Origin of the sequence: Paenibacillus jilunlii (genome assembly GCF_900102965.1) — a bacterium.
GTDB lineage: Bacteria > Bacillota > Bacilli > Paenibacillales > Paenibacillaceae > Paenibacillus_AQ > Paenibacillus_AQ jilunlii.
The window spans coordinates 257,580-270,412 of sequence record NZ_FNGM01000007.1 but is presented as its reverse complement, the minus strand read 5'-3'; the positions used below and the strand labels follow the sequence as shown (position 1 = coordinate 270,412).

The window sequence follows — 12,833 nt, the reverse complement described above, 5'->3', positions numbered from 1 at the left end:
ATCTGTGATGAATTCATTATATCTGCGCAAGGAGGGGCAATCCCGCAGATTGTCCAGCTGGGATCAGACGGGGGGCAACCGGGATTTCATCGTTATCGGAGCCGGGCAGACGGCAGCCATCGCTGAAATTGAAGGCTCGGGCATTATCCAGCATATCTGGATGACGATAGCCGCCCGGAATAAATATGCGTTCCGCAAAGTGCTGGTCCGCATGTTCTGGGATGGAGAGGAGGAGCCCAGTGTGGAATCGCCGGTAGGCGATTTCTTCGGTGTCGGCCACGGGGTGGCCAGCCACTATGTCTCCATGCCGCTGAATATGATTACGACCCAGGGAGTGATTGAGGACAAGGCGGCGATGAACTGTTTTTTTGAAATGCCTTTCCGCAGCGGTGCGCGGATCGAGATAGTCAATGAATGCGAAGATGAAATGGTCCTCTATTTCTATGTCGACTATGTGGAAAAGCAGATCCCGGAGGACAGCTTCTACTTTCACGCTTCCTGGCGCAGGGAGAATCCCACGCAGGGGACGGTCGACCTGGCGGCCTTGAAGCTGGAGCATGACAGCCAGGATAAGCCCAATTATGCCGACCAGAAAGTGTATGAGCTTAAAAATCTGACCGGGGACGAGAACTATGTGATTATGGATGCCGTGGGTGAAGGGCATTATGTCGGCTGCAACCTCAGCATTGATCACTTGAATCCGATGCCGGGCTTCAGCTGGCCGGGCGAAGGGGATGATATGTTCTTCATCGACGGCGAACCGTGGCCGCCCCGCCTGCATGGCACAGGGACAGAGGATTATTTCTGTGCCGCGTGGGGCTACCCGTCCGGCAAATATGACAGCCCGTATCACGGGATATCGCTGTATGCCCCGATTCGCGGCAACGGGGATGCCTGGCGAGAGAGCAATACGATTCTGTTCAATGATTATTCCGGCAAAATGACACAATACCGTTTCCATATCGTCGACCCCGTTATTTTCCGGGAGTCCCTGCGGTTCAGTATTGAGCACGGTCATGGAAACTCCCAGTCGAATGATTATTCTTCGGTAGCCTACTGGTACCAGCGCGAGCCCCACAAATCTTACCCGGAGATGCTGCCCGTTCACCTGCGGCTCCCGCTGCCCGAGAAGGATAGCGCAAAGCAGTTCTACCGGACGTTCTAAGCCTTAAGCCAGCGGCTGCTTGAAGCAGGAAAACTGCCCCAAGCAGCCTTATTATGGTGGAACAGTGCTTAGAACATAGTGCTAAGGACAAAGCGTCAGAATACAAAGTCAGAACACGGCATCAGAACCGTGCGCAGATCAACATTCTGGCCGCCCGCTGGCTGCGCACCTGCCTGCAGTCCTGCCGCCCGATCCGGACTCCAGAGTCGTTATGTTACCTCAAAACCTCAAATTGGTGGAGAATACGGACTCAGGAGACGTTATTTGGGCTCAAACGAGGTATATGAGGGGGAATGAGGACAAATAGTGTATTCTCAGTCCGTAAGTTTGGCTGAACAGGAAGATTCCGGGAAATAGGGTCTTCTGTGTGCGCAACGAACGGGGAGATTCCCAGATTCGGTGGGTTTTTGCGCTATAGCAATAATGGAAGACTTGAGGAAATCATAGTGTAATGAATTTAAGCCCCTGCTTATGGAGCAGGGGCACTTTTGGCGTTGGTTCATCCTCGCCGGGGATTAAGGATGATTCCACTTGACCGTTACTGGCGGCAAGTGGTAGCAGGTAAAGGGGAAGCCCCCAAGGCGACCCAGGTCATCCCAAGTCACCAGGTCGACCCAAGCCAATGCAGGTCAACGCAATCCGAAAGTGATCGCCCTCCCTGGTTCAAGGGTCTTCTTGAAGAGGCGGGAGTCCGAACGGTCAGCCAACTCTTCATGGACAGCCAGCTCCTTCTCTCCCGTGCGGGCAAAAGGCTCAAGCCCGCAGGCATTATCATGCCGTAGCTCGACGAATACCGTGATCGTCTCCGTGCAAAGATTCAGGATGGAAGCCTCCACAGCGTTTTCCGTTTTCCGGTAGGCCACACTGAAGCTTCTGCTGCCCAGCTTGCTGTTCCCAGGTAAAGGAGCTGCTTGGACTGAGGGTCCGGAAGGACAGCGCCCGGGCGGAGGCATCATATTATCACTATAGTAGCTGCCGTTATACACTGTGATGTTTTTGATCGAGCCGTTCATGTGAACGTTCACCAATGTTTTATTGTTCGCGGTATCGAAGGTCAGCTCAGGGTCAGGCAGCTTGCGCCCGAAAAAACTCATCGGATCATTTGCCGTAAACTTGCCATCCTTATAGACAATTCCGAAATATCTGCTTCTTGGCTGGGATAGGGCCTCGCTGATCGTAATGAAAGGATGCGGCATGGATCTTCTCCTTTACGGTGGTGGATTAGCGGCCTGCAGTGCCTTCCTTCATTATTGAAGAACCAGAGAGGGAAAGCTATAGGAGAGGTTTTGGATTATGGGAGAAATTATAGCGCTTTCATATGACGTTATATTGATCAACTCCAGTGTGAATAGCGTTGACATTGCGGGAATCAAAAGATAATATATGATGTGTTAATCGTAATTATTACTAATAAATTTTAATACATCTTGATTATAAGGGGTTTGTTGTAAACCATGAACAAAAGCAGCGTCAATCAGCGTCTTCCAAGAGCAAAAGGAATCGATATGGGTACTTACTATACACCCAAAGAATGTGCTAAAAAGGTTAGATATCTCGTCCTGCCGGATATGAACCGGAAGATTGTCGAAGAATTTATTACCATTCTGGGCATGAGAGATACATTTGAAGAACACCGGGTGCCCATTCCAAACAAAGTGGTGATGTATTACGTTGTACTCTTGAAAAGACTGTAACCCCTTGCATTTGAGCTGCCTGCAAAATTCTGGCGTTCGAATCAATGGCGAACATAACCACAGTGCCGGCTTTGATTTTTCCTGTTTTTTTGCCGATGGCAACGCGTCCGAGCTTTCTAAGCTCTGTATATTTTTTATTGAAATTCCTGATTTGCAGGGGTCCCGGCATTCCCTGCAGCAGCCATGCGAGAGCTGCGGTGATGATCAGAAAGGCCATCCGATTTTCCTCCTCTTATGGTGCTGGTTACACAGCCGCATTTTCGGCCAGCCGGATCACCTCGGCAGCGGTCTCCTCATTGGTGACCAGGGCATTGATATATTTGCCGCGGATGGCTCCGAGAATCGATGGCGCTTTCTCCACGGATTCGGCCAGCGCCACTGTATAACGGGTATCTCTCAGACGTTCCAGAGGAATGGCGATTGTGCGCTCAGCAAGCTCCGAATTTACCGCATTTCCTTGTGAATCATAGAACCGGGAACAGATATCGCCGACGGCATCATGACTGTTCAGATCCTTGATTTCCTTATCTCCAAAAAAACCGGTCCAGATCATATTGGAGTTGTTGATGGGGGCGCCAATGCCTACTACCGCGACTGTAAGCTTCTCCCATAGACCGGAGATTTTCCGAAAGTAGTTAGAGTGGACGATTTCATCCTTGGTTTCCTTGCGTTCCAGAACAGCCGCCGCATCAATCATATGTGCTTCACCGCCAAAATCCTGGGCGATGCTGTATACGATCGCATTGACGTGATATTTGGTATCCATGTCTCCAGGGCCGCCGGCAAGCGGCACAAAATGCGCCGCTCTCTGCGGACAGTCGGCGAATTCTCCTATAAGGCTTCCTATCGTTCTTCCCCAGGCAAACCCGACAACATCCTCGTCTCTAATAATCTTGTTCAGCAGTCCGGCCCCGGCTCTTGCGACGGATTTCGTTTTGTCGCTGCCAGACATGCTCTCTTTGGAAGCGGCGATGATCACCTCCTGCAGACCAAACATGTGCTTCATGCGTTTCTCCATTTCGGAGTGATTTTTGTCCTCATCTATAATGTTGATCTGCACGATGCCCTCATCTCTTGCCTTTTTCAGCAGCCGGCTGATTGAAGTATGGTAGATACCCAGACGTTTAGAAATATCGCTCTGGGTCAAATCCTCAAGGTAATACATCTTTGCGACCTGAATCAATAATTTTTTCTCGTCTTCATTCATTTGATTGGCCTCGCTCTCCCTATCATCTTGCACAATTGTGCTTAGTTGTTTCGTCAAAAGTGCATATCTTGGGTTTAGTATACGTTTACAGTTAATTACTGTTAATATCACTAATAAAAGGAAACAGCGGCAGCCATAGACGAGAAATAAAGTCCAGACTGCCGCTGTTTTATTGAATCGGCTGAACATTCAAGCCTCTTCCTCTTGTGGTGTTCTAATTTCTTTAAGTTTGATTTTATAGATCTCCCCCCATTCCTTCATAGATACTATGATCGGTTCTAACGTCCTTCCAAAATCAGTTAGTGAATATTCCACTTTGGGCGGAACTTCTTTATAAACTTCTCTATGAATGATGCCATCCCGTTCAAGCTCCCGTAACTGGAGTGTCAGCATAAACTGTGTAATCCCCGGATTGAGACGGCGGAATTCATTAAATCTTTTGGTTCCGTCGATGAGATGATAGAGAATGATCCCTTTCCATTTCCCCCCGATCACATCCAGAGTTGTCTCCACAGGACATCCTTCCATATTTGGATTAGCACCGTATTTGTTTCTTCGGTCTCCCATTACTCGCTCTCCTTACAATGGTATGATTTTTAATACTATATAATAAAATTATGCCTACTTTCCTAAAGTAAGTATACAACATATAATTCAATTGCACGATAACCCAATTCGAAGGGAAGAAAAATATGAACAATCATCAAAAAATGAAAGCAGTCGGTGCTTACCGATATCTCGCAATATCCAATCCGGAGAGTCTGGTTGATCTGTTTATAGAAAAACCGCTTCCCACAGGCCGTGATCTATTGGTAGAAGTAAAAGCCATCTCTGTCAACCCTGCCGACTTGGGTATGCGACAGAATAACAATTATGAAGAAGGATTACCTAAAATTCTGGGTTGGGATGTAGCCGGGATCGTGGAGCAGGTTGGACCCGAATGTCAGTTGTTTAAACCTGGAGACGAGATATATTATGCAGGGAGTGTGGCTCGACCAGGGGGTAACAGTGAATTTCACTTGGTGGATGAACGAATTGCGGGAAACAAACCGAAGAGTTTGGATTTCGCACAAGCAGCCGCTTTACCGCTTACCTCAATTACTGCCTGGGAAGGTCTGTTTGACCGTTTGGGAATCAATCATAGCGCAGAAGAAAACACAAATAAAAGCATACTCATTATTGGTGCAGCAGGAGGAGTAGGGTCGATTGCTACTCAACTTGCCAAATTAGCAGGGCTAACCGTAATTGGTACTGCTTCACGCCCAGAGTCAATCCAGTGGACTAAAAATCAAGGGGCAGATTTTACAATTAACCACAATAGCCATTTTGCAACGCAACTCAAGGATATTGGATATGAGACCGTGGATTATATATTTTGCTTAAATGACACGGTACAACATTTAGCGAATATGGCAGAGGTTATAACCCCTCAAGGTAAGATTTGTTCAATCGTTCCTGCAGATAAGACTTCATGGACGGGAAGCTTGGATATGGATTTGCTTTTCTCTAAAAGTGTTACGTTTGTATGGGAACTTATGTTTACCCGATCAATGTTCCAGACCAAAGATATGATCAAACAGCACGAACTGCTGAATGAACTGGCTGAATTAATCGATAATGGCAAGTTAAAAACCACTTTAACTGAACGGTTAGAACCAATTAATGCAAAAAACCTGCGTGCAGTACATGAAAAAATGGAAACAGGAAGATCGATAGGAAAGATTGTTCTGGAAAATTTCTGAACGTGCCTAATCCAGTGTTATGGAAGTAGTTATAGCTTTTGCAATCGAGCGGGAAATTCTCGGAATCTATGTTTCAGGCTCCGGGGTGCGGGTAAATTAAAAGTGCAACAAAAATACTCAATACCCGAAAAGGAGCGAATTCGAAATGGCACAGAACAACCAGAATGACCAAAAGATGAGCCGCGAAGAAGCGGGACGTAAGGGTGGCGAAGCCACGGCAAAAAATCATGACCGTGAGTTTTATCAGGAAATTGGGGAAAAGGGCGGAGAGGCCCGCAGCCGCAATAATTCAGGCAGCAGCGAGAATGACGGCAAGATGAGCCGTGAGGAAGCGGGGCGCAAAGGCGGAGAAGCCCGGGCCCGTCAACGTGACAATTAAATAAACACCCAATTAATATAGTATAAGTACAAGGCCAGGTTCTCTCAGGAGGACTTGGCCTTATTCACTAGTTTAGGCAATGTTGAACCGGTCGAGTTGATTCCGGTAGCTGAAGAGAGACTCCTCCATAATGAATTGCAGAAAAGAGGGGTCTGCCTCTGTAAGCAAGGATACCGCATATGCCCACGCATTTTCTTCGATTCTTAATCTGATTTCGGCTTCTTCCCTTTCTGTCAGCGGCCTATCCAGTGCTGCCGCAAGCAGCTCCAGCTCCTGATCTTCGGAATGCCCAAGCTCGTGGGCTAATACAACCGCAATGTATTCTTTCAGCCGGAGAGATGAACCGAACAGTTCACAGCATTGTCTAACAATCTCCTCTTTATATAGGAAAATGGTATGGCTGGCTAAATGATATTTGCCGCCAACTAACCGGTTATCTTGGAACCTGGGTTCTAGTATTACCTGTACCTTGCTGTTTGAGAGGGCTAGCAGCTCATTGACGGTCTGATTAAATAATTGGTCTTCCAGCTTGCCTCAACCTGCCTTATCGAAAAGTATAGCATTATATTAATCTAAAATTTTTAGTAACTCCAGTGATTTTGGCAGAAAAATGTTACTGTTTATTGAAATCTAAAAGTTAACCATACAGTCAGATCATATAAAAAGGGGGGAGCTTTCACAAAAAAAATGATATAGAAACGTTTTCATTGCTGATTTATCTCGATCTTAGCGGCAAGATAAAAAAATGTCAATAAAAAGCTGATTCGCAAGAATTAACGCGAAAATTGTAATTTTAGTCCTTGCAAAATAAAAAATATTTCAATTGACAGCGCATACATTTCGGGAGTATGCTCTTCGCAAGGGGAGCTCCAAAAAGAATATAGAAACGTTTCCATGCCACTCACTACGCTGTTTATTGCTCAAATTGGAGGTGGGCTTGTTGACAAGAGTTAAGCTGGCGGGCCGGAATATTGTCCGGGAAGTGATGAAGAACAAGGTTCTTTTCCTCATGCTGCTGCCTGTACTGCTATATTTCCTGATCTTTCACTATGCAGTCATGCCTGGTGCTTATGTCGCATTTGTGGATTACAACCTGAACAAGGGGATTTTTGGGAGCGATTTTATCGGCTTGAAGAACTTCGAGTTCCTGGTCCAGAACGGTGATCTCTGGAATATTACGAAAAATACACTGCTTTACAACATTGTTTTCCTCGCCCTGGGAAATATCATTCAGATTGTGTTTGCCATTATGCTGTCTGAAATATCGGGCAGATGGTTCAAGAAGGTTTCCCAGTCTGTCATTCTCCTTCCCAACTTCATCTCCATGGTTATCGTCGGCGTATTCGCCTACAATATCTTCAACTTCAACTCCGGTTTTATCAATACAATGCTTGCGGGCGCCGGACTGGACCGCTACGAATTCTATTCCGATCCGGGCATTTGGAAATATATAATCGTGGCTTTCAAAATATGGGCCGGAACCGGATACGGTATGATTGTCTATCTCGCTACGATCACAGGGATTAATCATGATTTGTATGAGGCGGCTTATATGGATGGGGCCACCACCTGGCAGCGGATCCGCTACATGACCCTGCCGATACTGAAGCCTACCTTCATTCTGCTCCTGCTGTTCGGCATGGGCGGCATTCTCAAAGGCTCCTTCGACCTGTTCTATAATCTGATTGGCACCAACTCCGTGCTGTATCCGCAGACGGATATCATTGATACTTATGTCTTCCGTTCGTTAGTGGGGCAATTCAACTTCTCCATGGGTGCTGCGGTGGGCTTCTACCAATCTTTATTTGGCCTGATTCTGGTGCTGGTGGTCAACTTTATCGTACGCAAGATCGAACCGGACAGCGCGTTATTCTAAGTTCAGATACGAAACAGGGGTGATAACCGTGGAAAAAACAACCATCAAACAGGACTCCGGAAGTCTCATTGTCAAAGGGATCAGCTATGTCAGCATCACCTTTTTTGCCCTGGTATGCTTATTTCCTTTTGCTCTGATGATCTCCTCCTCGTTCATGAACGAGCAGGAAATTGTCCGCGAGGGCTACAAGCTGCTGCCAAAGGAAGTTTCCTTCAAGGCTTACAGCATGCTGCTGGGCAATTCTACCCAGCTGGTGGACGCTTACCAGGTCACTATTTTTATTACCGTAGTGGGTACGGTGCTTGGATTGTTTATGATGTCGATGGCCGGGTTCGTGCTTAACCGCAAGGATTTCAAATACCGCAACTTTTTTTCTTTCCTGATTTACTTCACGACGCTCTTCAGTGGCGGCTTGATTCCAACCTACATTCTCATGGTCAAGCACCTCCACCTGAAGGACAGCCTGTTCGCCATGATTCTGCCGGGTGTGGTTGGCGCATGGTCCATCTTCCTGATGCGCAACTTCATGAAAGCGATTCCAGACTCCTTATATGAATCTGCAACTATTGACGGTGCCGGCGATTTCCGTATCTATTGGCGGATTTTTATTCCGCTTGCGGTTCCTTCCCTGGCTACGATTGGACTTTTCTCAGCGCTGGGCTTTTGGAATGAGTGGTATAACGGGATGCTGTATATGGACAGCCCCGATAAATTTCCGCTTCAATACTTTTTGCAGCGCATGGTCAACCAGACGAACCTTGGGGCTTTGATCAACTCGGGGGCGGTCATTAATACGGCTGATCTTCCAACGCAATCCATCAAGATGGCGACAGCTGTGCTGGCTACCGGGCCGATTATTCTCCTGTATCCGTTTGTACAGCGTTATTTCGTAACGGGCCTTACGATCGGGGCAGTAAAGGGTTAATGGACGTCTGCTTATCAAAGGGCGTTTATTATAAATGAAGGAACTCATAAATAGAAGAGAAAAGGGAGGCTTATCGAATGAAAGGTAAAAAAATTGCGTCTTCTTTAATCGCTGTCCTCATGCTTACCGGGGTATTGACTGCCTGTTCATCCGAAAACAATAAGTCCGGCAATGCACCGGCAGCGTCGGGAACACCGGAAACTGCTGCTAACACAGGCGGAGTCGATACTTCCAAGGAAGCCAAGCTGGTGTACTATCTGTGGGGCAGTGAAGGTGTTGCCAACAAGGCTATCCTTGCCGAGATTAACAAAAAACTGAAGGCAGATCTCAATGCCACCATTGAAGTGAAGTACATCGACTGGCCGGATACGGCGACCAAGTACCCGCTGCTGTTTGCCTCTGGGGAAAAGTTTGATCTGTCGCATGCCTCTCCAGGAGCGCCTGTATCCTATTTTACATTGGCCAGTGAAGGCGCATTGGTGGATATTACAGATATGCTCGGCAAAGTAGCTCCCAAGCTAAAGGCAGAAATTCCGGACAGCGTCTGGCAAAATACCAAGTACAAGGGCAAAATTTATGGCGTTCCGAGTCTGTACAGCGAATACACGCCTACCGGTTATGCCTACCGTTCTGACTTGCTGAAGAAATACGGTATGGATAAAATCAGCTCGATAGATGATATGGTTAAATATATGGATAATGTGGTTGCCAATGAGTCGTTCCCTCCGATTAACGGCAAAGCTGAAGATGCGCAGAATATGTACAGAATGCTGGTCGATACTACGGATATGTGGCTTAATGCCCCTGGTATATCTTCAACTGAGCTTAACCTGGTGACCAAGAGTCCCGAGGATTATAAAACCGTCTTCCATCCGGCCTTCACCCAGGAGTTCGAGGATTGGGCCGTGAAGATGCGTGAATGGGCAGATAAAGGATATTGGAGTAAAGATGTGCTGTCTGCCACGCTTGGCGGCAAGGATAACTTCCGCGCAGCAAATTCGGCAGGTTATCTGACACATGCCCAGGACTGGATCGGCCAGTATGGTGCGGATATGAAGGCGCAGCCGGAATCAGATCCTTACTTCTTCACGTTTGCTGAAGCCAATAAAAAAATCAAACGCAAGATGGGCGTTGACAACTCGACCGTAATCAGCACCAACTCGGCGAATCCGGAACGCTCCCTGATGGTAATTGAGAAGTTCATGACCGATGAGAGCTACTACAACCTCATTCAATACGGAATCGAAGGCAAGCAATATGTTATGGATAACGGTGTGAGAAAAAATCCTCCGGGCTATAACGAAAAGACGGATGCCGGCGGCTTCTCGGCCTGGTCCCTGCGGAATGACAAATTTGTAGTTCCGAGCGATACAGAAAACCCAATCCGCAACTCCCTGTATGCCGAATGGGACAAAGTCGCTATCGATGACCCTTACAATGGCTTCAGCTTTGATCCATCGAATGTGAGCACGGAAATCGCCGCCATTTCCAACGTGAATTCACAGCTTGGCATCCAGCTGATGCTTGGCAAAACAAGCAAAGATCCCAAAGCAGCAGTTGCAGATTACCGCGAACAGCTGAAAAAAGCAGGAGTTGACAAGGTCATTGCCGAAGTAGAGAAACAACTAGCTGAATTTGTCCCTGTCAACTAAGGGGACGTTAACAGGTGTGAGGGAGCTATAGTTCGATATAGCTCCTTTCCCCATAAATGGAGGCGTATTGTGGACGTAAATATCAAGGATATCGCGCGGATTTCAGGTGTCGGCATCTCCACGGTTTCCAGGGTAATCAACAATAAGGGACTGGTGAGCAAAGCTACCCGGGATAAAGTTCTAAGAGTGGTTAAGGAATACAATTACATTCCCAATTCCAACGCACGGAATTTGAAAACTACGCAGTCCAAGAACATTGCACTCATGGTCAAGGGGATTACCAATCCTTTTTTCTCCAATATGATCAAAGAAATAGAGCGGCAGGTCAATCTGCGGGGTTACCCGTTTCTGATCCAGCAGGTAGAGGATGGAACGGATGAGATCAATGCGGCAATCCAGTTGGTTAAGGAGAAAAATCTTTGCGGGATTATTTTTATGGGCGGGACCTATAATCATTCCGAAGAGAAGTTCAAGCAGCTGACGGTTCCTTTTGTGCTGACGACGATTACTTCAACACAGGAGGTGGACCCGGCCATCTTCTCCAGTGTTATCATCAATGAATTGAAGGAAGCCTATAAGGCCACCAATTATTTGATCTCCCTCGGGCATACGAATATCGGTTTTCTGGCCAAGTCTCCTTTATTGGATGAAACCACAGGCAACCGGCGGTTTTTGGGCTACAAAAAAGCTCTGGAAGAGCAGGGTCTGCCCTACGATGCCGGGCTGGTTGAGGATTGTGAATACAGTCCCAGCTCGGGATTTAATGCGGCGCGGAGACTGCTCAACAAGAACAAGGGACTTACGGCTATTTTTGCCGCCTCCGATACGATTGCCATTGGCGCGGCCAAAGCCGTGCTTACCGCGGGGCTGTCTATCCCGGATGACATCTCTATTCTTGGCTTTGACGGGATCGAGATGGCTGAATATTATCATCCGTCCCTCGATACCATCAGCCAGCCGGGTACGGAAATGGCCCTATCAAGCGTAGGCGTCCTGTTTGACCTCATTTCCGAACGCTCAGGCAATCAGCATCTTGTGTATGATGCGGTGCTGCTCAAACGCGGCTCCTGCAAGATGATTAAGGCCCGTTAAGGGCCGGTGTAATGAATTTTGGCAAGGGTTATGAAGGGCTTCCCTCGATATTTCTGGGCTTGGCGCTCTGGGATATTATTGTAGCTTTGCTTACTACGGGGCTAAGGCGTTTTTTGAGCGATAGGATGCTGATGGGAATTTCCATGATCTCAGGCGCCTCGCTGATCGGATTCGGGATCTATTTTGGCATACAGGGAATCAGGGCATTATTCTTCTGACCGGCCAGAATAGAACCTCCAAACGTTTCGTATAGGTGAGCAGTAAAGGATCGTAAGCATGAATGAGCCCCAGTGAACGGGTTGCAGTATTGGTGTCAATCTGTAGGTCTGCTTCCTGCAATGTCCAGGGGAGATGGTGAATGTCCCCGACATAGAGACGGTTCTTCGAGCCGGAAGCATAGAGGCAGTATCGTTCCGTTAACCAGTGAAGAAGGCTTCCGGGCTCTGCATGGAAAACAGAAGCTCCTTTGGCCTTGTAGCTCCCGGTAAATTCGGCTTGTCCATAGCCGGGAATCTGCTTTCGGCTGCTATATTGAATATATTCTCTATCCGAATGACAGCTCATCTTGGCATAACGGTAAGGCAAATGGGCCGCCGCACGCGCTGTGCCAACGGCTAACCGGCTGGATGCATCCAGATTCAGAAAGAAGACGCCCGCTTTTCCGTTATTCACGACATAAGTCCGGATATTAAGCTCCAGAAACCGGTGTACAAAAGGAAGGCGCGGACAACCTCTTAGCCGCAGCGGATCTATGAGGAAGGGAGAAACACTGATCCAAGGCGTTCCTTCCCATTGCTGCAGTTCTAAACCGGGCGGGATATAAGGCGTTAAATGGGCCTCATTCACCGGCCAGTGTGCAAACAGCAGGTCATTCCAGGTCTGCTTCATCAGCCACGGTCCTTGGGGTAAAGGGAAAGGCCGATGCGTTGTATGTGCAAGGATTTCATGATTCTTCAAGGTATACCCCCCTTTAGCATTGACCATCTCACCGATACGATTAAGTTACCCTTATGCTGTATCCTTAATCATCTGCTGAACAGATACGAAGTGGAATTAATACATTTAATTGTATGCAAAGAGCCCCGTGAAGAGGGAATAGTG

13 protein-coding genes are annotated in these 12,833 nt (G+C 47.6%); 8 read left to right on the top strand and 5 right to left on the bottom strand.

Annotation, left to right across the window (positions count from 1 at the left end):
- Positions 1 to 7 precede the first annotated feature (7 nt).
- Complete coding sequence (locus BLQ82_RS14765) at positions 8 to 1,165, top strand: glycoside hydrolase family 172 protein (RefSeq protein WP_062527367.1); 1,158 nt, start codon at positions 8 to 10, stop codon at positions 1,163 to 1,165.
- A gap of 629 nt (positions 1,166 to 1,794) precedes the next feature.
- Here the strand turns inward: BLQ82_RS14765 and BLQ82_RS14760 are convergent.
- The 4 genes from BLQ82_RS14760 to BLQ82_RS14740 all read right to left on the bottom strand — a co-directional run bounded on the left by BLQ82_RS14760 (position 1,795) and on the right by BLQ82_RS14740 (position 4,633).
- On the bottom strand, positions 1,795 to 2,361 hold the full coding sequence (locus tag BLQ82_RS14760) for a hypothetical protein (RefSeq protein WP_062527368.1): 567 nt from the start codon (positions 2,359 to 2,361) through the stop codon (positions 1,795 to 1,797).
- 400 nt (positions 2,362 to 2,761) lie between these two features.
- Positions 2,762 to 3,076, bottom strand: coding sequence for a transcriptional regulator GutM (locus BLQ82_RS14750; protein WP_062527369.1), 315 nt, complete (start codon positions 3,074 to 3,076; stop codon positions 2,762 to 2,764).
- A gap of 27 nt (positions 3,077 to 3,103) precedes the next feature.
- Complete coding sequence (locus BLQ82_RS14745) at positions 3,104 to 4,066, bottom strand: sugar-binding transcriptional regulator (RefSeq protein WP_062527372.1); 963 nt, start codon at positions 4,064 to 4,066, stop codon at positions 3,104 to 3,106.
- Between the two features lie 189 nt (positions 4,067 to 4,255).
- Positions 4,256 to 4,633: a winged helix-turn-helix transcriptional regulator gene (locus tag BLQ82_RS14740; protein WP_062527374.1), complete on the bottom strand. Its 378-nt coding sequence runs from the start codon at positions 4,631 to 4,633 to the stop codon at positions 4,256 to 4,258.
- Positions 4,634 to 4,758: 125 nt separating this feature from the next.
- Between BLQ82_RS14740 and BLQ82_RS14735 the strand changes: the two genes are divergently transcribed.
- From BLQ82_RS14735 to BLQ82_RS14700, 7 genes are all read left to right on the top strand, one after another.
- Positions 4,759 to 5,808: a zinc-binding alcohol dehydrogenase family protein gene (locus BLQ82_RS14735; RefSeq protein ID WP_062527376.1), complete on the top strand. Its 1,050-nt coding sequence runs from the start codon at positions 4,759 to 4,761 to the stop codon at positions 5,806 to 5,808.
- Between the two features lie 145 nt (positions 5,809 to 5,953).
- On the top strand, positions 5,954 to 6,187 hold the full coding sequence (locus BLQ82_RS14730) for a KGG domain-containing protein (RefSeq protein WP_062527378.1): 234 nt from the start codon (positions 5,954 to 5,956) through the stop codon (positions 6,185 to 6,187).
- Positions 6,188 to 7,118: 931 nt separating this feature from the next.
- Positions 7,119 to 8,063, top strand: a complete 945-nt coding sequence (locus tag BLQ82_RS14720) for an ABC transporter permease (RefSeq protein WP_425281146.1) — start codon at positions 7,119 to 7,121, stop codon at positions 8,061 to 8,063.
- A 28-nt stretch (positions 8,064 to 8,091) separates the two neighbouring features.
- The gene (locus BLQ82_RS14715; protein WP_208810701.1) at positions 8,092 to 8,988 is read left to right on the top strand and encodes a carbohydrate ABC transporter permease; all 897 of its coding nucleotides are present in this window, start codon (positions 8,092 to 8,094) and stop codon (positions 8,986 to 8,988) included.
- A 77-nt stretch (positions 8,989 to 9,065) separates the two neighbouring features.
- The gene (locus tag BLQ82_RS14710; protein WP_062527379.1) at positions 9,066 to 10,640 is read left to right on the top strand and encodes a DUF3502 domain-containing protein; all 1,575 of its coding nucleotides are present in this window, start codon (positions 9,066 to 9,068) and stop codon (positions 10,638 to 10,640) included.
- 69 nt (positions 10,641 to 10,709) lie between these two features.
- The gene (locus tag BLQ82_RS14705) at positions 10,710 to 11,732 is read left to right on the top strand and encodes a LacI family DNA-binding transcriptional regulator (RefSeq protein WP_208810699.1); all 1,023 of its coding nucleotides are present in this window, start codon (positions 10,710 to 10,712) and stop codon (positions 11,730 to 11,732) included.
- Positions 11,733 to 11,743: 11 nt separating this feature from the next.
- Complete coding sequence (locus BLQ82_RS14700; RefSeq protein ID WP_062527383.1) at positions 11,744 to 11,950, top strand: hypothetical protein; 207 nt, start codon at positions 11,744 to 11,746, stop codon at positions 11,948 to 11,950.
- On the opposite strand, the gene BLQ82_RS14695 is transcribed toward BLQ82_RS14700, so the two are convergent.
- A complete protein-coding gene (locus BLQ82_RS14695; RefSeq protein ID WP_062527385.1) occupies positions 11,931 to 12,689 on the bottom strand; it encodes a YqjF family protein in 759 nt (252 codons plus the stop codon). The two genes, BLQ82_RS14700 and BLQ82_RS14695, sit on opposite strands and share 20 nt — an antisense overlap.
- Between the last annotated feature and the right edge of the window lie 144 nt (positions 12,690 to 12,833).

Excerpts from the sequence above, each read along its gene's own strand:
- BLQ82_RS14760 (WP_062527368.1), bottom strand. The coding sequence starts at position 2,361 with ATGCCGCATCCTTTCATTACGATCAGCGAGGCCCTATCCCAGCCAAGA.
- BLQ82_RS14765 (WP_062527367.1), top strand. The coding sequence starts at position 8 with ATGAATTCATTATATCTGCGCAAGGAGGGGCAATCCCGCAGATTGTCC.
- BLQ82_RS14750 (WP_062527369.1), bottom strand. The coding sequence starts at position 3,076 with ATGGCCTTTCTGATCATCACCGCAGCTCTCGCATGGCTGCTGCAGGGA.
- BLQ82_RS14730 (WP_062527378.1), top strand. The coding sequence starts at position 5,954 with ATGGCACAGAACAACCAGAATGACCAAAAGATGAGCCGCGAAGAAGCG.
- BLQ82_RS14740 (WP_062527374.1), bottom strand. The coding sequence starts at position 4,633 with ATGGGAGACCGAAGAAACAAATACGGTGCTAATCCAAATATGGAAGGA.
- BLQ82_RS14745 (WP_062527372.1), bottom strand. The coding sequence starts at position 4,066 with ATGAATGAAGACGAGAAAAAATTATTGATTCAGGTCGCAAAGATGTAT.
- BLQ82_RS14735 (WP_062527376.1), top strand. The coding sequence starts at position 4,759 with ATGAACAATCATCAAAAAATGAAAGCAGTCGGTGCTTACCGATATCTC.
- BLQ82_RS14700 (WP_062527383.1), top strand. The coding sequence starts at position 11,744 with ATGAATTTTGGCAAGGGTTATGAAGGGCTTCCCTCGATATTTCTGGGC.
- BLQ82_RS14710 (WP_062527379.1), top strand. The coding sequence starts at position 9,066 with ATGAAAGGTAAAAAAATTGCGTCTTCTTTAATCGCTGTCCTCATGCTT.